Origin of the sequence: Streptomyces sp. NPDC091271, from assembly GCF_044757505.1 — a bacterium.
Lineage (GTDB): Bacteria > Actinomycetota > Actinomycetes > Streptomycetales > Streptomycetaceae > Streptomyces.
In genome coordinates, this window is record NZ_JBIVVD010000002.1 from 661,697 (window position 1) to 686,746 (window position 25,050).

The 25,050-nt window shown below is 70.7% G+C and carries 24 protein-coding genes; 13 read left to right on the forward strand and 11 right to left on the reverse strand.

Annotated features, from left to right (window positions below):
• Positions 1 to 3 precede the first annotated feature (3 nt).
• The 6 genes from ACIQM3_RS10390 to ACIQM3_RS10415 form a co-directional block, all read right to left on the reverse strand.
• A complete protein-coding gene (locus tag ACIQM3_RS10390) occupies positions 4 to 840 on the reverse strand; it encodes a carbohydrate ABC transporter permease (protein ID WP_401621600.1) in 837 nt (278 codons plus the stop codon).
• Positions 837 to 1,805, reverse strand: a complete 969-nt coding sequence (locus tag ACIQM3_RS10395; RefSeq protein ID WP_401621603.1) for a carbohydrate ABC transporter permease — start codon at positions 1,803 to 1,805, stop codon at positions 837 to 839. Before ACIQM3_RS10395 ends, ACIQM3_RS10390 begins: the two co-directional genes overlap by 4 nt.
• The gene (locus ACIQM3_RS10400; protein WP_401621606.1) at positions 1,802 to 3,133 is read right to left on the reverse strand and encodes an ABC transporter substrate-binding protein; all 1,332 of its coding nucleotides are present in this window, start codon (positions 3,131 to 3,133) and stop codon (positions 1,802 to 1,804) included. The genes ACIQM3_RS10395 and ACIQM3_RS10400 overlap by 4 nt, the downstream gene beginning before the upstream one ends.
• A gap of 80 nt (positions 3,134 to 3,213) precedes the next feature.
• Positions 3,214 to 3,942, reverse strand: a complete 729-nt coding sequence (locus ACIQM3_RS10405) for a cupin domain-containing protein (protein ID WP_401621609.1) — start codon at positions 3,940 to 3,942, stop codon at positions 3,214 to 3,216.
• A complete protein-coding gene (locus tag ACIQM3_RS10410) occupies positions 3,936 to 4,859 on the reverse strand; it encodes a PmoA family protein (RefSeq protein WP_401621612.1) in 924 nt (307 codons plus the stop codon). The genes ACIQM3_RS10405 and ACIQM3_RS10410 overlap by 7 nt, the downstream gene beginning before the upstream one ends.
• The gene (locus ACIQM3_RS10415; protein ID WP_401621615.1) at positions 4,856 to 6,004 is read right to left on the reverse strand and encodes a Gfo/Idh/MocA family protein; all 1,149 of its coding nucleotides are present in this window, start codon (positions 6,002 to 6,004) and stop codon (positions 4,856 to 4,858) included. The genes ACIQM3_RS10410 and ACIQM3_RS10415 overlap by 4 nt, the downstream gene beginning before the upstream one ends.
• Positions 6,005 to 6,298: 294 nt before the next feature.
• Between ACIQM3_RS10415 and ACIQM3_RS10420 the strand changes: the two genes are divergently transcribed.
• The 4 genes from ACIQM3_RS10420 to ACIQM3_RS10435 all read left to right on the forward strand — a co-directional run bounded on the left by ACIQM3_RS10420 (position 6,299) and on the right by ACIQM3_RS10435 (position 11,520).
• Positions 6,299 to 7,342 (forward strand): LacI family DNA-binding transcriptional regulator, encoded by a 1,044-nt coding sequence (locus ACIQM3_RS10420; RefSeq protein ID WP_401621618.1) that lies wholly within the window; start codon positions 6,299 to 6,301, stop codon positions 7,340 to 7,342.
• 137 nt (positions 7,343 to 7,479) lie between these two features.
• Positions 7,480 to 8,421 carry a LysR family transcriptional regulator gene (locus tag ACIQM3_RS10425; RefSeq protein ID WP_401621621.1) on the forward strand — a complete coding sequence of 314 codons (942 nt, stop codon included), beginning with the start codon at positions 7,480 to 7,482 and terminating at the stop codon, positions 8,419 to 8,421.
• Positions 8,422 to 8,524: 103 nt separating this feature from the next.
• Complete coding sequence (hisD, locus tag ACIQM3_RS10430) at positions 8,525 to 9,886, forward strand: histidinol dehydrogenase (protein ID WP_401621624.1); 1,362 nt, start codon at positions 8,525 to 8,527, stop codon at positions 9,884 to 9,886.
• A gap of 194 nt (positions 9,887 to 10,080) precedes the next feature.
• Positions 10,081 to 11,520 carry an amino acid permease gene (locus ACIQM3_RS10435; RefSeq protein WP_401621627.1) on the forward strand — a complete coding sequence of 480 codons (1,440 nt, stop codon included), beginning with the start codon at positions 10,081 to 10,083 and terminating at the stop codon, positions 11,518 to 11,520.
• A gap of 4 nt (positions 11,521 to 11,524) precedes the next feature.
• Here ACIQM3_RS10435 and ACIQM3_RS10440 read toward each other — a convergent pair whose 3' ends face one another.
• On the reverse strand, positions 11,525 to 12,523 hold the full coding sequence (locus tag ACIQM3_RS10440; protein ID WP_401621629.1) for a LacI family DNA-binding transcriptional regulator: 999 nt from the start codon (positions 12,521 to 12,523) through the stop codon (positions 11,525 to 11,527).
• Positions 12,524 to 12,733: 210 nt separating this feature from the next.
• Here ACIQM3_RS10440 and ACIQM3_RS10445 point away from each other — a divergent pair, with 210 nt between their 5' ends.
• From ACIQM3_RS10445 to ACIQM3_RS10475, 7 genes are all read left to right on the forward strand, one after another.
• On the forward strand, positions 12,734 to 13,873 hold the full coding sequence (locus ACIQM3_RS10445; protein WP_401621632.1) for a cupin domain-containing protein: 1,140 nt from the start codon (positions 12,734 to 12,736) through the stop codon (positions 13,871 to 13,873).
• Positions 13,874 to 13,878: 5 nt separating this feature from the next.
• Positions 13,879 to 14,643: an alpha/beta fold hydrolase gene (locus ACIQM3_RS10450; protein WP_401621635.1), complete on the forward strand. Its 765-nt coding sequence runs from the start codon at positions 13,879 to 13,881 to the stop codon at positions 14,641 to 14,643.
• Between the two features lie 63 nt (positions 14,644 to 14,706).
• A complete protein-coding gene (hisD, locus tag ACIQM3_RS10455; RefSeq protein WP_401621637.1) occupies positions 14,707 to 16,017 on the forward strand; it encodes a histidinol dehydrogenase in 1,311 nt (436 codons plus the stop codon).
• Complete coding sequence (locus ACIQM3_RS10460; RefSeq protein ID WP_401621640.1) at positions 16,014 to 16,787, forward strand: SDR family NAD(P)-dependent oxidoreductase; 774 nt, start codon at positions 16,014 to 16,016, stop codon at positions 16,785 to 16,787. Before hisD (ACIQM3_RS10455) ends, ACIQM3_RS10460 begins: the two co-directional genes overlap by 4 nt.
• Positions 16,784 to 17,563 (forward strand): HpcH/HpaI aldolase/citrate lyase family protein, encoded by a 780-nt coding sequence (locus tag ACIQM3_RS10465; protein WP_401621643.1) that lies wholly within the window; start codon positions 16,784 to 16,786, stop codon positions 17,561 to 17,563. The genes ACIQM3_RS10460 and ACIQM3_RS10465 overlap by 4 nt, the downstream gene beginning before the upstream one ends.
• A gap of 103 nt (positions 17,564 to 17,666) precedes the next feature.
• Entirely contained in the window at positions 17,667 to 19,013 is a 1,347-nt protein-coding gene (locus tag ACIQM3_RS10470; protein ID WP_401621646.1) for an MFS transporter, read from the forward strand.
• Between the two features lie 108 nt (positions 19,014 to 19,121).
• Positions 19,122 to 20,120: an ester cyclase gene (locus ACIQM3_RS10475; protein WP_401621648.1), complete on the forward strand. Its 999-nt coding sequence runs from the start codon at positions 19,122 to 19,124 to the stop codon at positions 20,118 to 20,120.
• 47 nt (positions 20,121 to 20,167) lie between these two features.
• On the opposite strand, the gene ACIQM3_RS10480 is transcribed toward ACIQM3_RS10475, so the two are convergent.
• The 4 genes from ACIQM3_RS10480 to ACIQM3_RS10495 all read right to left on the reverse strand — a co-directional run bounded on the left by ACIQM3_RS10480 (position 20,168) and on the right by ACIQM3_RS10495 (position 22,959).
• Entirely contained in the window at positions 20,168 to 20,281 is a 114-nt protein-coding gene (locus ACIQM3_RS10480) for a hypothetical protein (protein WP_401621651.1), read from the reverse strand.
• Between the two features lie 252 nt (positions 20,282 to 20,533).
• Positions 20,534 to 21,409: a carbon-nitrogen hydrolase family protein gene (locus ACIQM3_RS10485; protein WP_401621654.1), complete on the reverse strand. Its 876-nt coding sequence runs from the start codon at positions 21,407 to 21,409 to the stop codon at positions 20,534 to 20,536.
• Positions 21,410 to 21,590: 181 nt separating this feature from the next.
• Complete coding sequence (locus tag ACIQM3_RS10490) at positions 21,591 to 22,139, reverse strand: GNAT family N-acetyltransferase (protein ID WP_401621657.1); 549 nt, start codon at positions 22,137 to 22,139, stop codon at positions 21,591 to 21,593.
• 166 nt (positions 22,140 to 22,305) lie between these two features.
• Positions 22,306 to 22,959, reverse strand: coding sequence for a hypothetical protein (locus tag ACIQM3_RS10495; RefSeq protein ID WP_401621660.1), 654 nt, complete (start codon positions 22,957 to 22,959; stop codon positions 22,306 to 22,308).
• Between the two features lie 227 nt (positions 22,960 to 23,186).
• On the opposite strand from ACIQM3_RS10495, the gene ACIQM3_RS10500 reads away from it, so the two are divergent.
• Positions 23,187 to 24,368: a sensor histidine kinase gene (locus tag ACIQM3_RS10500; protein WP_401621663.1), complete on the forward strand. Its 1,182-nt coding sequence runs from the start codon at positions 23,187 to 23,189 to the stop codon at positions 24,366 to 24,368.
• Positions 24,369 to 25,046: a response regulator gene (locus tag ACIQM3_RS10505; protein ID WP_401621666.1), complete on the forward strand. Its 678-nt coding sequence runs from the start codon at positions 24,369 to 24,371 to the stop codon at positions 25,044 to 25,046.
• The last annotated feature ends 4 nt before the right edge of the window (positions 25,047 to 25,050 follow it).

Sequence of the window (25,050 nt, forward strand, 5' to 3'; positions counted from 1 at the left end):
GGTTCAGCCCTTCAGCCCGGAGGTGGCCATGCCCTGCACCAGGTAGCGCTGGAACACGAAGAAGAACAGCACGATCGGGAGTACGGAGATCACCGACATGGCGAACATCGGCCCGTACGCGGAGGTGCTGGACTGGTCGACGAAGCTGCGCAGGGCCAGGGTGATGGTGAATTTCTCCGGCGCGAACAGGTAGATCATCTGGGTGAAGAAGTCGTTCCACGTCCAGATGAACGTGAAGATGGCCGTGGTGATCAGCGCGGGCCGGCTCAGCGGCAGAGTGATCGACCAGAAGGTGCGGAAGGGACCGCACCCGTCGATGCGGGCGGACTCCTCCAGCTCACGGGGAAGCCCGCGCATGAACTGCACGATGAGGAAGACGAAGAACGCCTCGGTGGCAAGGAACTTGGGCAGGATCAGCGGCCAGTAGGTGTCCACCAGCCCGAGCTGGTTGAAGACGATGTACTGCGGGATCAGCACGACGTGGTGCGGCAGCATCAGCGTCGCCACCATGAAGGCGAACATCCCCTTGCGCATACGGAAGCGCATCCGGGCGAAGGCGTAGGCGGCCAGCGAGCAGGACAGGACGTTGCCGAGGACGGCGCCGCCCGCGATCACCAGGGTGTTGCCGAGCAGTCTGGTGACGGATACGCCCGACACACCTTCGAGGGCGGTCGTGTAGTTGGACCACTCCAGGTGGCTCGGCCACAGGTCGAGGCTGGTGACCACCTCGTCGACCGGCTTGAGTGACGTGGCGAGCAGCCAGGCCAGGGGATACAGCAGGACGAGAAGGCTCACTGCCGCGGCCGTGTGCGGCAGCCACCGCTTCGTGGCGAAGTTCATCGTCCCTCCTCGTCCGCGTAGAAGACCCAGGACCGGGAGGTCCGGAACAGGATCAGGGTGACCAGGCCGATGGCGATGAGCAGCAGCCAGGCCATGGCCGACGCGTAGCCCATGTGGGAGGCGGTGAATCCGCGCTCGTACAGGTACAGCGTGTAGAACATGGTCGAGTCCGCGGGTCCGCCGTCGCCGCCGCTGATCGCGAAGGCGGGTGTGAAGACCTGGAAGGACTGGATGGTCTCGAGGACCAGGTTGAAGAAGACGACCGGGGAGAGCATCGGCACGGTGATGGAGAGGAACTGCCGCCACCGGCCGGCGCCGTCGAGCGCCGCCGCCTCGTAGAGGTCGGGTGAGATCTGCTGCAGACCGGCCAGGAAGATCACCATGGGTGCGCCGAACTGCCACACGGTGAGCAGGACGATGGCGAAGACCGCCAGGTCGGGGTTGCCGACCCAGCCGCCGAGGTCGATGCCGATCGCGCCCAGCACACCGTCGACCGAGCCGCCGTCGTTGAACAGGGCCTTCCACACCAGTGCGATGGACATGCTCGCCCCGAGCAGGGAGGGCGCGTAGAACGCGGAGCGGTAGAAGGCACGGCCCCGGCCGAGGTTCTTCAGCAGCATCGCCACACCGAGGGCCAAGGCCAGTTTCAGTGGGACGGCGACCACGACGTACAGCAGCGTGGTTCCCACCGAACGCCAGTACCGCGGGTCGTCGGTGAGCATCTCGGTGTAGTTGCGCAGGCCGACCCATCGCGGCGCGTCGAAGAGGTTGTAGTCGGTGAAGGACAGGTACAGGGACACGGCCATCGGCACGAGGGTCAGGATGCCCGCGCCGATCATCCACGGTGAGAGGAACACATAGGCGGGCCACTGCTTCTCGCGTACCTGGCGGCGCCGCTTCTCCGGCGGCTTCGGGGGCGTCGTCCGGTCGGTGGACGCGGGCGTGTCGGTCGAGACGGCGCTCATGACCTCAGCTCCCTGTTCGCCTCGTCGATGAGTTCACGCGCGGATTCCCGGGGTGTGGCGAGGCCGTATGCCACGCGCTGGTACTGGCGCTTGAAGGCGTTCTGGATCGCGACGTCGCCCCGGGGCGGTGCGGCCGGCGGGGCATCCAGGCCGTACTTCTCCATCTCCTGCGAGTACCGGTAGATCTCCAGCTCGGAGCCCTTCAGGGTCTTGGCGACACGGCCCGCGACCACACGGTTGGGCGGAGTGGACCGGGTGAAGCCGAGGATGTCCCCGGCCCGCTGGTCGTTGAGCAGGAAGTCGACCAACTGCGCCGCCTCCCTGGGGTGTTCGGTGCCGGATCCGACGCCGAGGAGCATGGAGGGCTTGAAGTACGAGCCCTGCCGGCCGTCGGTCGAGGGGGTCGGCCCGAAGCGGATGTCCTCGCCGAGGAGGTCGGTGTACCCGGGGAACGTCGCGTCCCAGGTGTAGTCGGAGGCCGCGAGACCACGGCCGATGGGGCTGGTCTCGGTGGTGGTGGCCTGCACCGTGTCCTTGGCCGCGGCGGCGGCGCCCTCCCTGCGCAGTCTGTCGCAGAGCTCCCAGAACTCGGTGAGGTCGTCCTCGGTGAAGCCGAGCTCGGTCTGGCCGGAGTACAGCTTCCCGCCGCGGCTGCGCAGCCACGTCTCGAACACGTCCTCGTTGACTCCGCCGTCGTTGGTGCCCGCGAAGGGCCGGCCGTCGGGGGACTTCAGTCCGAGGGCGGCGATGCGCCTGTTCGCCTCCGCCCACTCCTCCCAGGTCCGGTCCGCCCGGGGGGTGCGGACGCCGGCCTTCCTGTAGATCGCGGAGTCGTAGGCGTAGCCGGTGATGCCGCGGCCCGCGGGCAGGGCGTACTGCTTGCCCTCGTAGGTGCCCGTACGCACGAACTCCGGGTCCATCTCGGAGGTGCGGATCGTCCTGTCCCGGATGGCGTCGCCCAGCGGCAGGAGTGCGCCGCCGCCCGCGTACTGGGAGATCTGGCGGTAGTCGAGCTGGGCGACGTCGGGGATGCCGCCCCCGGCCGCCTGCGTGGCCAGCTTCTGCATGTACGAGCCGAAGTCGCCGTTGGAGGTCCGGACGGTGACGCCGGGGTGTTCCTTCTCGAAGAGCCGCACGGCCTGCACGGTGCGGGAGGCGCGGTCGTCGTTTCCCCACCAGGAGAACGTGAGGGCGATTCCTTCGGAGCTGCCGCCGCTCGCGGTGGAACACGCGGTGAGCGAGGCCATCAACGCGGTGCCGAGACCGGCGCCGGCCGCGGCCAGGACGGCCCGGCGGCTCGGGTGCCGGCCGTTTCGGGGCTCGGGCATGGGGCCTTCCAGGGGTGGGACACGGGTGGAGGAGGGGCCCGGGAGTGCTGCCGGGCCCCGGTCCGGGCGACGGGGTTCCGTCAGATGCCCGGGTAGACGTCCAGGCGGCCGCACATGCCGAAGCGTCCGCGTGCGGTGGGGCCGGTCGACGTGACCCGGGCATCGGCCAGATGCCGCCCGTCCCCGCCGCGCAGGGCGTCGAACTGGACCTCGGTCGCGGACGCGGCCGCGTGCGCCCCGTCCCGCCAGCGCTGTTCCCAGCCGTCGAGGCGGGGCCGCACCAGCTCGGCGGCCGCCCGCTGGAAGGCCGCGAGCGGTTCCGGGTCGCCGCCGTCGGAGGCCTCGCGCAGCTCCAGGAAGCGGCGCGTCGCCAGGTCCCGGCGGGCACGGGCGGCGTCCGCCTGCTCGGCCTCGGAGACGTCGGCCGGGATACGGACCGCGTCGGCGTAGGTGCCGGGGTCGGTCAGGCGGTCCTGCGGCAGCGTGAGGACGGCGTCCCCCGCTTCCGGCAGACCGCTGTTCTGCATCACCACGACGATCTCCAGACCGCCCTCGTTGACCAGGCGGTGGATCGTACCGGGCGTGAACCAGGCGACGGAACCCGCCTCCAGGGGCGTCTCCTGATAGCCGGAGGTGGTGAGCGTCTGCACGGCGCCCCGGCCGGCGGTTACCACGTAACCCTCGCTGCAGGTGAGGTGCAGATGGGGGGTGCCGCCGCCGGGCAGGCCCTCGACGGTGGGCCAGTCGTAGACGCTCAGCCGTGACACGCCGACCGCGGCCGGAAACCCGTCGTACGTCGCGCTCACCACGCCTGCGCCTCCAGGTGCGCGGCGACCTGTTCGCGGTCCCAGGCGCCGTCGGCCACCAGAACGCGGTAGCTCCGGTCGAGCGTGTCGCCGGGGGCGAGGACCAGCTCCTCGTGGAACGCCCAGGACGGCGCGACCGCTGCGAACGGGTCGCTGCGCACGAACCAGTGAGCCGGGTGGGTCTTCTTGTCGCCCGCGTGGTCGTTGGCGGGCGCGTGCTCGAAGACGACCGTGGCGTGGCCGTCACGGCCGTCGTGCTCACCGACGTAGGCCAGCCACGGCGCTTGACTGCCCATCAGGTCCTCGCCGTCCGAGTCGGCGGTGAAGACCTTGCCGTCGCGGAAGGCGCGGGGGCCGCGCCAGAAGAGTCCGGTGTATCCGGCGGCGGGCCGGCCGTGCGTGGTGGGGCTGCCGAAACGCAGCGGCTCCTCCCGCCGGTTGGTGACCGACGAGCTCCAGCTGAGCGTCCAGCTGCCGGCCTCCGCGTCGACGTCGCACACCTCGATGCGGCGCTCCTCCTCGGCCCACAGCTCGCCGTCGTGCGGGTGCCAGTTCAGCCGCTCGGCGATGACGGCCCGGTCGCCTGTCGCGGAGACCTCGCCGAAGGCCACGTGAGCCATCGAGCCGATCCGCTCCGGCAGTGCGAGGTACCCCTCGCCGTGCACATAGGTGTTGCCGCCCCACAGGTTCTGGCCCGACAGGTGGGAGGCCGTCAGCTGCAGCCCCTTGTGCCACCGGTGGTCGTTGGGCCGGTAGTCCGTGACGAGTCCGCCGGAGAGGGTCCTGACCGGGTGCAGATAGGGCTTGGGAGCCTCCCATGGAGCCTCGGGACGGTACACGTAGGCGAGCAGCTCGGTGCCGGTCGCCTCGTGCGCGACGGTGATCCGGTCACCGTGGGCGTGGGTCAGCGAGAGCGTCATACGTGGTCCTCTTCCATACGGGTGGTGGCCGGTGCCCAGCCGGGGGCGCCGCCGTGCAGCTCGGTGTAGTAGGGGTCGCCGGGGCCGATGTCACCCGCGCGCACGGGTGTGTCGGTGAACGCGGACTTGTACAGGGCGGTGATGAATTCGAGCGTCTGCCGGCCGCCGGCACCACTGGTGGGGTGGCGCCGCCCGTCCCTGATGTCGGCGACCAGGGCACGCAGCTGTGCGAGATGCGAGCTGGGCTCGTCGGCGCCGAAGTCCTGCCAGGCCGCCGAGGTCTCCTCGGGCACTCCGGGCGCCGGGGTGATGCGCCAGTCCGCGTTGCGGTAGCCGTACAGGTGGGTGAGCTCGATCGTGGCCCTCTCGCAGTCGATGCGGATCCGGCTGACCTCGTCGGGGCTGAGCACGCTGTTGACGACGGTGGCGACGGCTCCGTCCTCGAAGCGGATCTGCGCGGTGGACACGTCCTCGGTCTCCACGTCGTGCACGAGCCGCGCCGCCATGCCGCGCACCTCGGCCCAGGGGCCCATCAGATCGAGCAGCAGGTCGGTCTGGTGGATGCCGTGCCCCATGGCGGGGCCGCCGCCCTCGGTGGCCCAACGGCCGCGCCACGGAACCGCGTAGTACGCCGTGTCCCGGTACCAGGTGGTCTGGCAGTGCGCCACGAGCGGCCGGCCGAACGCACCGCCGCGCAGCAGCCGTCGGACGTGACGCGCACCGGAGCCGAAGCGGTGCTGGAAGACGATGGCCGCGTACGGGTCCGCGTCACCGCCCTTCTCCGCGGCCTCGATCGCGTCGAAGTCGGCGAGGGACGGGCACGGCGGCTTCTCGCACCACACCCAGGCGCCGGCCTTCAGCGCCGCGACGGACTGCTCCCGGTGTACGGCCGGAGGCGTGCACAGCACCAAGAGAGCCGGGCGCACCTCGGCGAGCATGGTGTCGAGGTCCGTGCCGGCGTACGGGATCCCGGCCTCGTCCGCGAGCAGTCGGACGGCGGTCCCGTCGACGTCGACCGCGGCGACGACCTCCACCAGACCCTCTGCGGCCAGGGCCTGAAGGGCGGGCAGATGGCTGGAGCGCGCGATCCCTCCTGTGCCGACCACGGCGGTGCGCAGCGGGGCGCTCGAACGGTGCGGAGACATGCAGACCCTCTCGTGAAGCGGGCGGGGGGAGCACTACGGGCCTCGGGCCGTAGCGACGAGCCGGCCCGGGCAGCGGCCCTGGTGAGGGCGGCCGACCGCGCGCCGCAGCCATACGGGGTCCCGATAGAAAGCGTTTGCTATCGTGGCCGTCGTCGACGTGTTCCAACGTTGTAACCGCCGTGAGTCTCCGAGGTCAACCCATCGGACACAACGGGCTCGAGATCCACTCCGAGTCATGACACCGCGCTACAGCCCGTGCATAATCCGCTGAGCGAGGGCAGGGGAGGCCGGTCGGTGGCAGCGGTGACGCTCAAGGACGTGGCGGAGCGCGCGGGGGTGTCGATCAAGACCGTGTCCAACGTTGTACGTGGCGCCCCTCGAGTGTCCGAAGCCACCCGGGAACGGGTGATGCGCGCCGTGGGCGAGCTCGGCTACCGTCCGAACCCGACGGCGCGCCGCCTCCGTACGGGACGCAGCGGCCTGATCGGGCTCGCCGTCCCGGACCTCGCGACCCCCTACTTCGCGGAGCTGGCCCATCATGTCAGGGCGGAGGCCGCGGCGTCGGAGCTCACGGTCCTGATCGAGGAGACCCTGGGGGACGCGACGGAGGAGCTGCGCCTGGCGACGGGCGTCGGCGCCTCGCTCCTGGACGGGATGATCCTGTCACCGCTGCATGTGTCGCTGGCTGAACTGGCCCCGGTAGCCAGCGAGTTCCCCCTCGTACTGCTGGGCGAGCGCAGCTACGAGGGCGACCGGATCGTGGCGGACCACGTTCTGATCGACAACGTCGCGGCGGCTCGTGAGGCGACCGCGCATCTCGCCGGTCTGGGACGGACCCGGATCGCCGCCGTGGGGGTGGACCCTCAGGGGTCCGCGACCAGCCGCCAGCGCCTCGAAGGATTCCAACAGGCTCTGCATGAATCCGGGTTGACGTTCGATCCCCGGCTGGCACCCCCGGTCAGGGAGTTCGACCGGCGCAACGGACTGCTGGCCACGCGCGCACTCGCCTCCCTGCCGACCGGTGTGCGGCCCGACGCGATGTTCTGCTTCAGCGATCCGCTGGCCGTCGGAGCTCAACGGGCCTTGTACGAAGCGGGGATGAGCGTCCCCGGGGACGTCGCGGTGGCGAGTATCGACGGCTCGGACGAGGCGCTCTACAGCACACCGTCCCTCACCTCCGTGGTGCCCGACAAGGCTGCCATCGCGACATTGGCCGTGAAGTGCCTGGCGACACGCATCCGTTCGGAGGTGCCGCTGCCGTTCGAGGTGCACACGGCTCCGCACTGGCTGGAAGCACGGGAGTCCACGGACGGCGTACGGAGACAGCTGGCCCCGTGAGCGGCGTCCTACCGTTCCGGCGCAGGGCTGCCCTGCGGTACAGGACGGTCCTGAAGGCGCAGGGCGGCCCTGAGGTACAGGACGGTCCCGAGGGGCAGGGCGGCCCTGAGGTGCAGGCATGCTCCTAAGGTGCAGGCATGCACAGAACCACTTCACCGGCCAGCATGACCCTCGTACAGCTGAGGGCCTTCGTCGAGGCCGGGCGGCTAGGGTCCTTCACCGCCGCCGCGCAGGCCATGGACATCGCCCAGGCGTCCGCCTCCGAACTGGTCCGGCGCCTGGAGACCGAACTCGACGCGGAACTGTTCCTCCGGGGCAGCCGCACCCTGACCCTGACGTCGGCCGGGCAGGAGCTGCTTCCTTACGCCCAGGAGGCGGTCGAGGCGGCGGACAGCGGGGCCCGGGCCGTGCACTCGCTCGGTTCGCTGGGCGGCGGCACCGCCACGTTCGGGGTGCTGCGCAACGCCGACTACTACCTTCTCGCCAACCTCGTGCAGATGTTCCACGCCCGATACCCGGCCGTCCGTGTGCGACTGGTGGGACAGAACTCCGCCGAGACCGCCCTCGCCGTCGCGGCGGGGCAGATCGAGGCGGGCCTGGTGGTCCTGCCGATCGACGACGAGGGACTCGCCGTGACTCCGCTCATGCGCGACGAGGTGCACTACGTCAGTGCGAGCGCCGAGCGCACCCGCACCCCGGTCACGATCGAGGCGTTCTCCCGCGCGCCTCTGGTGCTGTACGACGCCCACTACGGGTGGAAGGACCCGACGCGCCGTCAGATCGCCGAACGCGCCCAGCTCGCCGGGGTCCGCGTCGACGCCATGATCGAGCTCGAACGCGTCGAGGCGGCATTGAACCTGGCGGCGGCCGGAGTCGGCGACACGATCGCCAGCCGGGCCGTGATCTCCAGCCCCTCCTTCCCCGCGGGGCTGCATACCGCCCCCTTCGCCGAGCCCCTGTACGACACCATCGCGCTCGTCAGGCGCCACGGCCATCCGCTCTCCCGCGCCACCCGGGAACTCGCCCGCCTCGCCGAGGACACCATCCGCGAGATGGGGCACGGCCTACTGATGACCTGACGCGCCGTGCGGACGACGAAGCGCGCGCCACAGGGAAACCCTGTGGGATATGCAGGAACTGCCCCTCTAGCCCTGTGGCAGCGCCGCGTCTACCGTCCGGGGTATGCAGATCACGCACGACGAACAGAAGACCCTTGCCCCTTTCACGTGGCTGAAGAAGCCCGCGGTCGACGGCCCTCCCGCCCAGCGCGACCCCAAGGTGGTCGAGCGCGTCTCCCAGATGCTCAAGGAGATCGAGACGAAGGGCCTGGACGCTGTCCGCGCCTACGGTCAGGAGCTCGACGGCTGGTCCGGTGACCTGGAGATCGGCGCCGCCGAGCTGAAGAAGTCGGGGGACGCCCTGCCCGCCGACGTCCGCACCGCCCTGGAAATGGGTTACGAACGCACGCACCGCTTCGCCTCCGCCCAGCGCGAGCACCTGACCGACTTCGAGATCGAACTCGCCCCCGGAGTGGCGGGCGGCCAGCGCTACGTGCCGGTGTCCCGGGTCGGCGCCTACCTCCCGGCGGGCCGCTTCCCGCTGCTGGCCAGCGCCTTCATGACCGTAGGCGTGGCCAAGACGGCCGGTGTCCCCACCGTGGTGGCGTGCACTCCCCCGTCGGGCGAGCACGGCGCCCACCCGGCCGTGCTCTACGGCGCCTACCTGTCACGTGCCGACCGGGTCTTCGCCGTCGGCGGCGTACAGGCCCTCGGCGCGATGGCCTTCGGCCTGCTGGGCGAGGCCCCGGTCGACATGCTGGTCGGTGCCGGCAATGCCTTCGTCACCGAGGCGAAGCGCCAGCTCTTCGGCCAGGTGGGCATCGACCTGCTGGCCGGCCCGTCCGAGGTGGCCGTCATCGCCGACGACTCCGCCGACCCGGTATGGGTCGCCGCGGATCTCCTCGGCCAGGCCGAGCACGGCCCCAACTCTCCGGCCGCCCTCATCACCACCTCCGAGAAGACCGGGCGCGCCGTCGCCGCCGAGATCGACCGTCAGCTCGAGACGCTCGCCACCCGTGACATCGCCGGGCCCGCCTGGCGGGACTTCGGCTCCGTGATCGTCGTGCGCGACCGGGAGGAGGCCGTCGCCGTGTCGGACATCCTCGGCCCCGAGCACCTGGAGATCCAGACCGAGGACGACGACTACTACCTGCAGAACCTCACCAACTACGGTTCGCTCTTCATCGGCCCGTGGTCCACCGTCGCTTACTCCGACAAGGGCATCGCCGGCACGAACCACGTACTGCCGACCGGCAAGACCGCCCGCTACAACGCGGGACTGTCGGTCTCCCGCTTCCTCAAGCCCCTGACGTACCAGAGGGCGGCCAAGGAGGGCACAGCTTCGCTGGCGCCCGCCGTCGAGCGCATCTCCGCCTTCGAGGGCCTGGCAGCCCACGGTGCGACCGCCACGATCCGCATCGACCGGATCGGCCGTACGTCCGGTGCCTTCGACGCCGTCCCCGAGGCGTTGCGCGAACAGCTCTGATCCCGCCCTCCCCCGCCTCCGGCTCCGCGCCGGCATCGGCCTCGGCCTCGGCCGGAGGCGGCGGCAAGGCGGCCTGGGACACCGAACGCCCCGGCCCGTGTCCCAGGCCGCCGGTAGCGTCGCCCGCCCGAGACGGGTGAGTACCGTCCTGCAGCAGGAGCACCTGCGCTCCCACTCCCGCGAGGATTCTCCCCATGCACCATTCCCCGCCCGCTCCCGCCCCGTCGGACGGAACAGGTCCCGCGCTCACCCAAGGGCTCAAGGGACGCCAGATCACGATGATCTCCATCGGGGGTGTGATCGGGGCAGGTCTCTTCGTCGGCTCCTCCACCGCCGTGGCGGCCGCCGGCCCGGCCGTCCTGATCTCCTTCCTCCTGGCCGCCACCCTGGTGGTGCTCGTCATGCAGATGCTCGGTGAGATGGCCGTCGCCCATCCCGACACGGGCTCCTTCTCCACCTATGCGGACCGCGCCCTGGGCCGTTGGGCCGGCTTCTCCATCGGGTGGCTGTACTGGTGGTTCTACATCCTCGTCATTCCCATCGAGGCGATCGCCGCGGGCGAGGTCATCGCAGGGCTGACCTCGGTTCCCAGCTGGATCCCGGCCCTCGCCATGATCGCTCTGCTGGCGGGCAGCAACCTCCTCGCCGTCCGTAACTACGGGGAGTTCGAGTACTGGTTCGCACTGCTGAAGGTCATCGCGATCGTGGCCTTCCTCGTTCTCGGCGGGCTCGCCATCTTCGGCCTGCTGCCGGGTTCGGACGCCCATGGGGTGTCGAACCTCTGGAGCAACGGAGGCTTCGCGCCCAAGGGCGGGGTGGCCGTGCTCGCCGGTCTGCTCACGGCGATGTTCAGCTTCCAGGGCAGCGAGATCGTCACGATCGCCGCCGCCGAGTCGGAGGAGCCCAGGAAGAACATCAAGAAGGCCGTCCGCGCCGTCGTCTGGCGCCTCGGGCTCTTCTACGTCGGCTCGATCTTCGTCGTGGTCAGTCTCGTGCCCTGGAACTCCGAGGGACTGGCGGCCGGCTCCTACCAGGCGGTCCTCGACCGTATGAACATCCCGGGCGCCGGACGCATCATGGACGTGGTCCTCGTCGTCGCCGTGAGCAGCTGCCTCAACTCGGCCATCTACACCGCCTCGCGCATGGCGTTCTCGCTCGCCCGCCGCAAGGACGCGCCGGCCGCTCTCGCCGCGACCTCCGCGTCGGGGGTGCCCCGTAACGCGGTGGTCGCCTCGACGGTCATCGGCGTCGCCGCGGTGATCGCCAATTATCTGCTGCCGAGCGTCTTCACGTACCTCATCGCCTCCAGCGGCGCGATCGCCCTGATGATGTACATGGTCATCGCGATCACGCAGTACGCCACCCGGCGCAAGGAAGCCGAGCCGGGCGAGGTGCGCATGTGGGCGTTTCCCTACCTCACGCTCGCCACGATCGCCTTCATCGCCGGGGTGCTGGTACTCATGGCGGTGCTGCCCGGACACCGCCTCGAACTGTGGTTGTCCCTCGCCCTGGCCGCGATCCTCGTCGGCGTCGGCGTCCTCCGGCAGCGACGGTACGGGGACAGGCCCGGCACCGGCCGGGCCGCGTCCGGCTCCCCCGGGCACCCCCCTCACGCGGGCTCGCCCCTGCGGTGACAGGTCAGGGGAGGCGGGCGTGGGTGGCGCGGGGTACGAACTCGGTCGGCTGGACGAGGCGTTCGCCGGCGGGGTCGGCGTCGCCCACGATGCGTCGTACCAGCAGGCGCGCGGCCTGCCGCGACAGTTCCCGCAGGTCATGGCGGACCGTGGTCAGCCGGAACACCTCCCAGGCGGCCATGGGGAGGTCGTCGAAGCCGATCACCGTCAGGTCCTCGGGGACCCGGAGCCCGGCAGCGAGAGCGGCGTTCAGGACGCCGATGGCGACTACGTCGTTGCCGCAGAAGACCGCCGTGGGCGCCTCGGCCGCTTCGAGCAGGGCGGGCAGCGCCCGGTATCCCGTCTCGTACTCGAAGGCGCCGCGCACCACCCGGTCCGCGGGAAGCCCCACACCCGCGTCGGCGAGGGCCAGCCGGAAGCCCAGCTCACGCTCACGCCCGGTCGTCGTGTTGACCGCACCGAAGATGCCCGCGATCCGTCGGTGTCCGAGCTCGACGAGGACGTCGGCGACCAGGCGTCCACCACCCTCGTTGTCGACGACGGAGGCGTAGTCGCCGCTGCCGCCGCTGTCACGGTTGAGGAAGACGTACGGCATGCCACGACGGTCGAGCTGAGCCGGCAGACGGGAGTCCGTCGTGGCGGTCGCCAGCACCACGCCGTCCAGGGACTGATCCAGGAGCTTCTCCTCGGCCACGGCTTCCTCGGAGCGTTCGGTGAGCAGCATCATGCGGTAGCCGAGACGCTGGAGCTCGTCGTGCAGGGGCGCGATGACGTGCGGATAGAAGGGGTTCGTCAGGTCGGTCACGATCACGCCGATACGCCGCGTGGACCGGGTCGACAGGGTCCGCCCCGCCTCGCTGGGCACGTAGGCCAGCGCCTCCGCGGCACGCCTGACCTTCTCGCGGGTGGCCACGGAGACTCGCGGATCGTCCCGCAGGGCGCGGGAGACCGTGGGCTGCGAGACGCCTGCCAGCCTGGCCACGTCGTGACTCGTGATCGCCATCAGCCCTCTTCCCGTCACCCGGTCCGCTGTCGTGATCAGTATACGTATGTAGCCCTACGGTCGTCCGGCGCTCCGCGGAACCCGACCCGGAACCTCCGCACATTTCACAGCCGAAGTCAGCCTTGCGCGACCCCTTGACATCGCCCGGCGGAAGCCCTGTCATGGAAATGCATACGTATTCCAAGCGTGTTTCGAACCAAGGGAGCAGTCATGCCCGATGTCGTCGTGTCCACCGCCGAGCTGGGGCGCCGCACGGTACGCCGCAGTGACTTCGTCTCCTGCAACCAGGCCTTCATCGACTGCCGGACGCCCGGCTCCGACCGGAAGGAGAACTACGCCATGATCGGGCCCGGCGTCTCGCAGGCCGCAGGCCAGCACGTCAACCTCCGGCTGCCGCACGGATACAACATCGGTGCGGCAGCCATGCCGAACGGCGTCACCAACAACCTCCACCTCCACTACACGGCCGAGGTGTTCGTCTGCACCGAGGGCGAGTACCTCCTGCGCTGGGGCGCCGACGGTTCCGAGGGAGAGCACCTGCTCAAGGCCGGGGACATCGCGTCCATCCCCACCTGGATCTTCCGTGGTTTCACCAACACCGGCCCCGACGACGGCTGGATGTTCACCGTGCTCGGCATGGACCACACCGGCGGCATCATCTGGGGCCCCTCGGTCCTGCGCGAGGCCGAGGGCCACGGCCTGTACCTCACCGCGGACAACGAACTGATCGACACGGTCGCCGGTGACGGGGTGCCGGCCGGGACCGAGCTGACCGAGCCGATGGCCCAGGAGCACATCGACCGGCTGCGCCACTACAGCGCCGAGGAGATGAAACGACGCGTCGCGGCTGCGGACGAGCTGGTGTGGTCGGAGCGGCCCTTCCTCGACAGCACGCTGCCGGGCGGCGGAGCACGACTGAGCTGCGTCATCGGGTACGGCATGACCGAGGACCTGCACCAGGAGCCCAGGATCTTCAACCCGCACGGACACAATGTCGCGTGGCTGCGGGCCGACCCGGGGCAGGGGGTGTCCTTCCACCGGCAGCACGAGACGCAGACGCTGATCGTCAAGGACGGCCTGTGGGAGGTCACCCTCAACCGCACCGACCCTGTGTCGGTGCGCCTGGGACCGCGCGACATGCTCTCCGTACCGCAGGGCGCCTGGCGCGCCGTGCGCAACGTCGGCGACGGACAGGGCGACCTGATGGTCGTCAACTCCGGAGACGGCCGGGTCCGCCTGGAGTGGGACGAGGAGGTCGCCAAGAGTGCCGCCGACGCGGGGCTCGGCATCGACCACAACGGCTACGTCGCGCCGTACGCACTGCTGCCCCGCTCCGCGCGCCGCTGGTGACCGCCGTGCCCGGCGACGGACCTGCGAGCCCGCCGCCCCTGGTGGTGGTCCCCGGGATGCTGTGCGACGCGAACCTCTGGTCCGAGGTCGTGTTCCCCGAGGGCCATCCGGTCCGCCATGCCGAGCTGACGAAGCCGGACATCGGGGCCATGGCAGAGGATCTGCTCTCCTCGGTGTCCGGCCCGTTCGTCGCGGTCGGCCTCAGCCTCGGGGCCATCGTCGCCTTCGAGGCGCTGCGCCGGGCCCCTGAACGGTTCCACGGCCTCTGCGTCATGTCGACGAACGCGGGCGCGCCCCGACCCGAGCAGTACGCCGCATGGCGCGAGATGGACGGACTGATCGCCGACGGCCGGTTCGCGGACGTCGTCGAACAGACGCTGCCGGGCATGTTCCCCGTGTCACAGCCGCCGGACGGGTCCGCCGAGCGCTACCGCCGCATGGCGTATGCCGTGGGCCCCGGAGCGGCCCGCGCCCAGCTGGCTGCCCAGGCGACCCGTCAGGACGCGACCGGTGCGCTGCGCTCCGCGCGGTGTCCGGTGGTGGTCCTGTCCGGGACGCGGGACGCGTTGTGCCCGCCGGAGTTCCACCGGGTCATCGCGCGGGCCGCGCCGGGCGCGGAACTGCGCGAGGTGCCCGGAGCCGGCCACCTGCTGCCGTGGCAGAGCCCGGCCGTCGTCTCCGCCGCGCTGCGGGATCTGCTGTTCCAGGTGCGGTCAGCACCACCGACGGCACCCCGGACTTCCGCGCATCCCGCGCCCCCGGCTGCCTGAACCACGCGGGCCCCGCCCGCCCTCATGTCCCCAAATCCCACACTCACCCTGAAGAAGGCCGTCATGCCTCGTTTCCTCAAGTCCCCCGTGCCCGCAGGTCAGGTGCGCGCCGCCCGCGCGGATGTCGCCGAGCGCGTCAGCGCCATCCTCGACGACATCCGCGAACGGGGTGACGACGCGGTCCGCCAGTACTCCGAGAAGTTCGACAACTGGAGCCCGGAGTCCTTCCGCCTGAGCCCGGAGAGGATCGACAAGATCATCGCCGGCGTGCCGGAGACGGTCCTCGACGACATCCGCTTCGTGCAGAGGCAGGTGCGCACCTTCGCCCAGGCCCAGCGCGATTCGCTGCACGACGTCGAGATCGAGACCCTGCCCGGGGTCCACCTCGGGCACCGGCACGTTCCCGTGGCCGGAGCCGGTGCCTACGTACCCGGTGGGCGTTACCCCTTGACCGCGTCGGCGCACATGACGATCGTCACCGCGAAGGTGGCCGGTGTGGAGAGGGTCGCCGCCTGCACCCCGCCGATCCGGGGCGAGATCCCCGCCGCGACGGTCGCGGCGATGCACCTGGCGGGTGCTGACGAGATCTATCTGCTGGGCGGGGTCCAGGCGGTGGCGGCGCTCGCCGTCGGCACCGAGACGGTCGGCCGGGTGCCGCTGATCGCGGGCCCGGGCAACGCGTACGTGGCCGAGGCCAAGCGCCAGCTGTTCGGCGAGGTCGGCATCGACCTCTTCGCGGGCCCGACGGAGATCCTGGTGATCGCCGACGAGCACGCCGACCCGTTCGTGGTGGCCGTCGACCTCCTCTCGCAGGCCGAGCACGGCCCGGACTCCCCCGCCGTGCTCGTCACCACGTCCGAGGACCTGGGCCGGCAGGTCGAGCGCCACATCGAACGGCTGCTGCCCGGCATGCCGACGAAGGACTTCGCCGGGCCTGCCTGGCGCGACCACGGCGAGATCGTCGTGGCCGACTCCCTGGACGATGCCTTCCGGATCGCGGACTCCTACGCCAGTGAGCACGTGGAGGTCCTGACCGAGAACCCGCGTCAGGCGCTGGACCGGATGACCGACTACGGCGCCCTCTTCCTCGGAGAAGGAACCTGTGTCTCCTACGGGGACAAGGTCATCGGCACCAACCACGTACTGCCCACCCGGGGGGCCGCGCGGTACACCGGAGGCCTGTGGGTGGGGAAGTACCTGAAGACGGTGACCTACCAGGAGGTCACGGATACCTCCTCGTCGGCGCTGCTCGGCGAGGTGTGCGGGCGGGCCGCGCGCGTCGAGCTGTTCGAGGGACACGCCCGCTCCGGTGACGTGCGGGCCGCCAAGTACGGCAACGGCACCCTGCCGTGGAACGACGAGGCGGGCGCATGAGTGACGACGCACAGCCTCTGACCGGGCGCACCGCCCTCGTGAGCGGAGGCGGCAGCGGACTCGGGGCGGCCATCGCGCGCTCCCTGGTGTCCGACGGCGCCCGCGTGGTGATCACCGGCCGCAGTGAACTCACCCTGAAGGAGACGGCCTCGCGTCTGGGCCCGGACGTCGTCCACGCGGTCTGCGACGTGTCCAGGCCGGATGACGTCGCGAGGCTCGCGGAGAGCCTCGCGGACGAGGAGATCTCGGTTCTCGTCAACAACGCCGGGATCGCGGGACCTGTGGCTCCCCTGACCGAGATCGAGGTTCAGGACTGGGACGAGGTCTTCGACGTGAACGTGCGCGGGGTGTTCCTGATGTGCCGGGCCTTTCTTCCCGCCATGACGGCGCGGGGCACCGGGGACGTCGTGAACATCGCCTCGGTCTCGGGGAAGCGGCCCCTGCTCCGGCGCACGCCCTACTGCGCGTCGAAGATGGCGGTCATCGGCCTGACCGCGACCCTGGCAGGCGAGGTGGGCCCGCTCGGGGTCACGGTGAACTCCCTGTCCCCCGGGCCCGTCTCGGGTCCCCGGATGGAGCGGAACTTCCGCCTGGAGGCGGAGCGCACCGGCAGCAGCTACGCCGAGGCCGAGGAGACGTTCGTATCGCGCTCGGCCCTCGGGCGGATGGTGAGCGAGGAGGAGGTCGGCGCCGCGGTGAGTGCGATGCTGCGGATGCCTGGCCTGTGCGGTGCGGACATCGACCTCTCCGCGGGGATGGTGGCGCGGTGACGGCGTCGCGTGCGGGCCGCCGTTCCCTCAAGGCGCGGCTCGCGGCCGGTGAACGGCTGTACGGCGCACTGCTGCGGCTGCCCTCGGAGACCCTGGTGGAGATGGCGGGGATCGCCGGCCTCGACTACGTGGTGATCGACTGCGAGCACGGGCCGGCCGACACGGCCCTGCTCCAGCACCACCTGACGGCCGCGGCGGCGCAGGGCATCGACGTCCTCGTCCGGGTGGGCACGGCCGAACCCGCTCTCGCCCTGCGGTGCCTGGACCTGGGCGCCGCGGGACTCATCCATCCACATGTCGACTCCGCGCAGGACGCGCGACGGGCGGTGGCCTCGGCCCACTATCCGCCGCTGGGGACCCGGGGATTCGCTACGTACAGCAGGGCGGGCCGCTTCGGGACGGTCTCGGCGGCCGACCATCTGGCCACCTCGCGGGACACCCTGGTGGTAGCGATGGTCGAGACGGAGCGGGCCTGTGCCGTCGCCGGGGACATCGCCGGCACGCGGGGTGTGGACGCGGTCCTGGTGGGCCCGGCCGACCTCGCGGCGGACTGCTCCTTCCCCGGACAGGACGTGGTCGACGGTCTGGTCGCCACGGCCCATCGTGCCACCCGCGAAGCGGGCCGGGCGGTCATGACGATCGTCACGGGTGCCGAGGGCGCCAGGGCTGCCGAGCGGGCAGGGGCGCAATTGGTGCTCTACAACATGGCCCAGGTCCTGATGGACACCTTCCGGTCCCTCCCCGGGCCCGCCGACCGGCTCGGCGGGCCCGCGTGACGCGGGGGACGCGAGACCTCTTGACGCCCCCCGTCGAGCTACTTAGTGTTCGGCAGACATTCATACGTATGCACAACCAGGTCAATGCGCGATCGGAGAAGTCATGTCCGCTGTAGCGCCGCCCACCACCTCCACCGGCACCCCAGGGGTCGACACGGAGAAGCGGAGGGCGATACGCCGAGCCATCGGCGCGGGAAGCATCGGAAACTTCGTCGAACAATTCGACTACGGCCTGTACGGCTACATGGCGCCGGTCCTGGCCCCCGCCTTCTTCCCGGAGAGCGATCCGACGGTGGCGGTGCTGAGCACGTACGCGATCATCGCCATCGCATGCCTGTTCCGTCCCCTGGGCGGGACGCTCGTCGGCCGCTGGGGCGACCGGGTGGGCCGCAAGAAGACCCTGCTGTGGACCATCGCGTTCATGGGCGTGACCACCGCCCTGATCGGCGCCCTGCCGACCTATCACCAGATAGGGATCCTCGCGCCCCTGCTCCTCCTGCTGCTGCGTGTCGTCCAGGGCATGGTCTCGGGCGGGGAGTACGTAGGGGCCGTGGCCTTCATCGTGGAGTGGGCGGAGCCCAACCGGCGGGGCTACTACGCCTCGTACGCCTCCAACAGCTGTTTCGTCGGAATCCTCGCCGGCGCCGGCACCGCCGCGCTCACCAGCTGGGTGTTCGAAGGACCCGCGCTGGACTCGTGGGGCTGGCGCATCCCGTTCCTGCTCGCACTCCCGCTGAGCGCGGTCGGGATCTGGCTCCGGAGGCACATCTCGGAATCACCCGAGTTCGTCCGGGCCACGGACGGCGGCAAGGAGGTCGTCACGTCGCCGATCCGGGAAGCCCTGCGCACGCAGTGGCGTCCGATACTCGTGCTCTGCGGCGTCTCCGTCATGCTCGCGATCCTGTCCTACAGCTGGGTCACGTTCTATCCCGAGTACCTGACCGGCACACTGGGCCTGCCCCGCTGGATGGCACTGACGTCCAACGCGATCTCGGTCGCCGTACTCATCCCGCTGCTACCCCTGGCGGGCATCCTCTCGGACCGGATCGGGCGTAAACCCATGCTGGTCGTCGGCGCCGTCGCCTGCATCGTCCTGGTGCCGCTGGCCTTCCGGGTCGGCGAGGGCGGGACCTTCGGGACGGCGGTCGCGAGCCAGCTGATCTACATCATCCCCGAGTTCTTCCTGACCGGCATCGTCACGGTCTGCACCGCGGAACTCTTCGCCACCCGCACCCGGTTCAGCGCGAGCGCCATCGCCTACAACAGTTCGTTCTCCATCTTCATGGGGATCACCCCGTTCGTGGCGACGCTGCTCGTCAGCAGCTTCGACACGATCTACGCCGTGTGGGTCTACCTCGCGGCGGCCGCGGTCATGGCCCTCGTCGTCGTGAGCGCCTTCATGACGGAGACGTACCGGAGCCACCTGGGTGCGGACAAGTTCGCCAAGTGACCGGGAACCCGGACCGCAGTACCGGCCCCACTGCCGCCCCTGGCACGGCGGGCCGCATTCACTCCTCTGTACATACGCATACACAGAACGTTTCGAAAGGTGAGACTCATGCCGCTGGACCCCGCCGCCTACCTTCCCTACAAGGACCCGGACGACTTCATCCGTGAGGTCACCGACCGCATCTGGGTGGACCGCGACATCGACCACATCGTCGAGAACTACGAGCCGGACTCGATCGTCCACACCAGCCTGGGCACCGTGGTGGGCCGCGACGGGGTGATCGAAGGCAGCACCATGCGCATGGGCAGCACGCCCGGTCACATCGGCCAGGCCGAGGACGTGGTGTGGGAAGCCCGTGGAGATGACGCCTTCCTCAGCTCGCACCTCGTCTTCTCCGCCGACGAACACCTGGTGGACGGCCGCAACATCCGCATCCGTAAGCGCACCGTCGCCAACTGCCTCTACCGCCGGGGCCGGATGGTCGAGGAGTGGGTGGTCCGCGACGAGCTGGCGGACTGCCTGCAGCGCGGCGGCGACCCGGACGAAGCGGCCCGCGCCCTGCGGTTCCAGGGCTACAGCGGGTCGATGACCGAGGAACCGCCGAAGGACGTTCTGCTGGCAGGCGTCAGCGGTCCGCGCCCCGACGAGTTCCGGCCCGAGTGCGAGATGGTGCTGGAGTTCATCGAGGACGTGTGGACGCGGCGACGGCTGCACAGGGTCAACGACTTCATGGTGCGTGACCTCTTCCTGCACACGATCGGCGACCGGACGGTCATCCGCCCCGAGCGCTACCAGAGCGATCTGCTGGCCATGGTCGGGCCCTTCCCCGACGCGAGGTTCGCGGTGCGGGACGTGCAGACCAACTACGCCCCGCGGTACGCCGGCCTGCGGGTGGCCGTCACCTGGACCATGCACGGCACCTACCGGGGCACGCCGGTCTTCGGGCAGCTGACCGACAAGCCGGTGACCGTGCTCGGGGTGTCCCAGTTCCTGATCCAGGAGGGCCGGATCGTCAAGGAGGTCCGCGTCTACGACGAGATCTCGCTGCGGGCCCAGATCAACAGCACGCGCGGGGACGGCCCGGCAGTGGAGGCCAACATCTACTGACCCGTCCTCCGGGCCGCCTCGCTCGTCACGGGTGCGGCGGCCCGGGGTCAGCCGGGCAGCCGCGGCACGCTCTCGATCAGCCGGCGGGTGTAGGAGTGCGCGGGTTCACCGAGCACCTGGGAGGTGGCTCCCTGCTCGACGAGCCGGCCGCGCTCCAGCACAGCGGTGCGCTCGCAAAAAGGCCACGACCGACAGGTCGTGGGAGACCATCACCATCGTCAGCCCCCGCTCCTCCTTCAGTTCGGCCAGCAGGACGCGTGGGTCGCAGACCGTGGCCCGGGCGATGGCGATGCCCTGACGCTGGCCGCCGCGGCGTCATGCCTGGCGCCCGGCCCCTCTCCCGAGGAGGGGCCGGTGGTGGTGCCGGCGGACGACGGCCACCCGGTCGGGCGGTCACCCGCGAGAGCGGCGCCTCACGGACAGGGCCCACCGCGCCACCGCTCGGGGTCGATCCGGCCTGCGTACAGGGGGAGTTCGATGGGCGGCTGATCATCCGCGAACGGGTCCCACACCCGGGTGAGGCCTGCCGTCCCCCGCGTGCGCACCCGGCGGGCCTCGGCGAGGTCGAGCACGTCCGTCAGGACCTCCTCCGGGCCGGGGCCCGCCTCGGCGCGCATCTCCCCCTCCGGGCCCACGACGACGCTTCGCCCGACGCCGTCCGGCGCCGCCGCGTTGAGGCTGGCCATGAACAGCTGGTTCACGATGGCGTTGGCCTGCGCGAGCACGACTTCCTGGGCGCGGTCGACGGTGGGCGTGCGCACCAGGTTCAGTACGAGATCGGCGCCCTGCCACGCGAGGTGGCGCGTCGTCTCGGGGAACCATGCGTCGTAGCAGATCGTCAGGCCCACGCGCCCGTAGCCCTCCATGTCGAAGACGACGAAGGTGCTGCCGGACGCAGTGGTCTCGTAGGGCCGCCAGGGAAAGATCTTGCGGTACGCCGCGACCCGTTCGCCCGCGGGTGAGTAGACGGGAGCCGTGTTGTAGATCCGGCCGTCCGCGCCCTGCTCGTAGACACTGCCTGGCACGAGCCAGATGCCCAGTTCGCGCGCGAGGGCCGCCAGCCGCGTACCGCGGGGCCCGTCCAGCGGCTCGGCCGCCGCGCTCATGACCGTCTCGGGCTCCTCACCGGGCCTGTGACCGCACAGGTGGAGTTCCGGGTAGGCGAGCAGCCGGATGTCGGGATGCGCCTCGGTGACGCCGCGCACCTCCGCGGCGAACCCGTCCGGATCGTCGGCGGCGTGATGCCGCGCGGCCGTCTGGGCGAGGCCGATCGGCAAGGGCATCGTCATCGCAGGGCAACCTTCCGCGCAGGGTGATTCCAGGGGCGCGGACGAGCCAATCACCGAGCCTTCCGCGGGACAAGATCCCTTCCCCCAGTGCCATCCACAGGGCGACCCAGCGGATCCGCACCGGCGCGCCCTCCTCCGACGTCGTGACAGCGACGATCAGCATGTCCGCCGAGGACGTGAGTTACTCGGCCCGAATGGCATCTGCCGGGATCTCGAAGACGATCGCGGGCCCGTCGCTCTCGTTCCCCTCCTCGCCGACGCGGGTGAAACCGAAACCCGCGATGGTTGCCAGCGAGGCCTTGTTGTCGGCTCCGACCCTGGCCCGCACGGTCCTGACCTCGGGTTCGGCGGCAGCCCTGACAAGCAGCGCCCTCAGCATGGCGCGGGCATAGCCTTGGTGGCGATATCCGGGCACGACGGTGAAGCCGACCTCGACCATGCCGTCCGCGTCCGGCGGCCCGTGGAACCCGGCGTCGCCGACGACCACCCCGTCCGGCTCGGCCACCGCTGCCCGCGTGATCCAGGGCGCGGCAGAGGGGTCCTCGGCGAGCTGGCCGGCGCGATGGCGGAAGATCCAGCGAGCCCGGTCGCCGACGAAGTGCTGGTCCAGGGCCACGCCGGCCTCGGCGCTGCCGCCGGCAAGGTCACCGTCGGCAAGCGCCCGCAGCGCCTTCGCACTCAGCTCGACGAAGCGGACGCGTCTGGGGATGGCGAGAGGTTCGTTGTTCATCGCTGACATGTTGGCCGGGCGCCGAAGAGCTGTCCACCGCCCCCGGGAAGGCCTGGCGGCCGGTCGGCCCGACGGTTCCGTCAGCGGTCGTCATGATGTTCCTCCGATGCGAGCCGGCGGCCACGTGCGGTGCGGGGCTCGGCGGCATCCCGGAGGCTCCGGACGCTCAGCCGGCCCCGCCGTCGAGCAGTCGGCTGTAGCGCAGCCGCAACGCCCGCTCCGTGCTGGCCACCGCGGCGCCTATACCGAAGGCGATGTCGAGCCATCCCGGCAGGTCGATGGGCGAGGTGAAGGTCCCGATGCGTTCGGCGACGGGTTCCACCTGGGTGACCGGTCCGATGAGCTGCGAGACGAGGAGAGCCAGCGAGAAGACGAGCACGACCGCCGAGATGACACCGGCACAGCGGCTCAGTGCGGGGTGCGCCCTGTCGAAGTGTGCGCGCCGTCCTTCGGCGGAGTGCGGGTCCGGGGTGAGTTGGTACTCGGCGCCCTCGGCTGTGACGTAGTGGCAGCGCTTGATCCCGAAGGCGCTCATCCTCACTTCGACGGTGCCGCCCTGGACGGGGAAGAAGGCAGGGAGTCCGGACCGGGCGTGCTGCCTGCCGTCGAGGTACAGGTGGGCCTTGACCGCACCGGACGACTGGTTCTGCCCATGCCTGACGTCGACGGCGTACACCGCCTGTCGGCCGTCGTCCCGCGGCAGCCGAAGGTAGAACAGCGCGCGGAAGAGCAACTGCCACCAACGGAAACGCTTCAGCGTCCGCCCGTCCCCCGGCTCGACCCGCTGCGCGGCCCTGTGACGCCGCCACTCCTTGAACATGCCTCCCACTCCCTCCACCCGTCCGGCTCGGCCGCGCGGACGAGGCCCTGCGACGGGCGCTGTCCACGGCCAGGAATTCGAGTCTGTCCGTGCGGACCGCCCCGCACATCAGCCCGGCGGTCCGCAAGGTCTTGGCCCGCGGGCGAGGCAGTGATTCGACTCAGGTCCAAGGCGGTGTCAGCCCCAGGTCTGACTCGCCGGCCGCACCGCCTGGCGATAATGACCAGGTGAACACGGACGGCGCGCCACAGCTCGAATGGTGGCAGCAGACCTGGCGGCTGGCAGCGGCCGCGGCCGCGGGCATTCCGGCCTGGCTCTACACCGGTGTGCTGCTGCACTGGCAGGGTGCCGGCACCGGCGCCTGGTTCGTCATCGGTGATCCGCTGGTAGCTCTCGGCTGTCTGGCCGCGCTTCTGTGGCGGCGGCGGTTCCCGCTCGCCGTCGCCTTGGCGGTCGTGATCGCCTCGGCCGCGTCGGCACTGGCGGCCGGCGCCGCGCTCGTGGCTCTGGGCTCGGTCTCCACCCGTCGACGTCCGGTGGAGATCGGGGCCGTGGTGCCGGCCTACGTGATCGCGTCGCAGTTCGCCGTCGGGTTCTACCCGGTCCAGAGCCCGCCCGGCTCGTTCTGGCTCCAGGTCGCGTTCCCGGCGCTGACCGCGGGCATCGCGGTGGCCATGGGCATGGCCGTCGGCGCGCGGCGTGTCGAGGTGCGGTCCTTGCGGGACCGGGCGGAGAGCGCGGAACGGGAACAGAGCGCACGAGCGGCGCAGGTACGGGCCCTGGAACGCAACCGGATCGCCCGCGAGATGCACGACGTGCTGGCACACCGGATCTCCCTGGTCGCCATGCAGGCCGGAGTGCTGGATCACCGCGGCGACCTCGGGGCCGAGGACAGCCGCGTGCTGGTCCGCGGCATCGCCGAGGCCTCCCACAGCGCGCTGGAGGAACTACGGGATGTCCTCGGTGTGCTGCGGGCCGACCCGGGCCGACCGGAACCACCGCAGCCCTCCTTCGACCGGATCCCCGACCTCGTCACCGATGCCCGCGCATCGGGACTGGACGTCACGCTCACCAGCACCGTGACGGGAACACCGCCCGACGTCGTCGGACGGACCTGCTACCGGGTCGTCCAGGAAGGGCTCACCAACGCCGCCAAACACGCGCCGGGCGCACACATCCACATCGTTCTCGCGGGAACGGCGGACAGCGGGCTCGATGTCAGCGTCCACAATTCCCCGGCGACCACGAAGCCCGTGCAACCGCCGGCATCGGGGTTCGGACTGCTCGGCCTCGCCGAACGGGTCGGCCTCGCCGGCGGAGAGCTCGACCATCACCCCGCCCCCGGCAACGGATATGTCCTCACGGCGCGACTACCCTGGCCGAACCCCACCCACGAAAAGAGAACATGAGTGGACAGCGAGCGGGAGCCGGTGCGTGTCGCCGTCGTCGACGACGAACAGCTCGTACGGATGGCGCTGCGGCTCGTCATCGACGGTGAACCCGACCTGACCGTCGTCGCGGAGGCCGCCGACGGGAACGCCGCGATCACCGTGGTGGACGAACAACGGCCGGACGTCGTGCTGATGGACGTACGGATGCCCGGCCGTGACGGTCTCAGCGCGGCCCGGGAGCTCCTCACCCGGCCGGTGCCGCCCCGGGTGCTCATGCTGACCACGTTCGACTCCGACGATCTGGTCCTCGGCGCACTGCGCGCCGGAGCACTGGGGTTCGTCCTCAAGGACACCCCACCGCCGCAGATCCTCGACGCCGTACGGGCCGTCGCGGACGGCAACCCCGCGCTGTCTCCCGCGGCCACGGCACGGGTGATCGCCGCGGCCACCGGCCCGCAGTCCTCCCACGCCCGCGACTCGTCCCGCGAAGCCGCGCGTAGGCAGCTGTCCACACTGACCGAACGGGAACTCCAGACCGCACGGGCCATCGCCGACGGACTGGGCAACCCTGAGATCGCGCGAAGGCTGAACATCACCGTCGGGACCGTCAAGGCACACACAGGCGCCCTGTTCGCCAAGCTGGCGGCCGAGAACCGGGTGCAGATCGCCCTTCTGGTCCGCGACGCGGAGGAGTGACCAG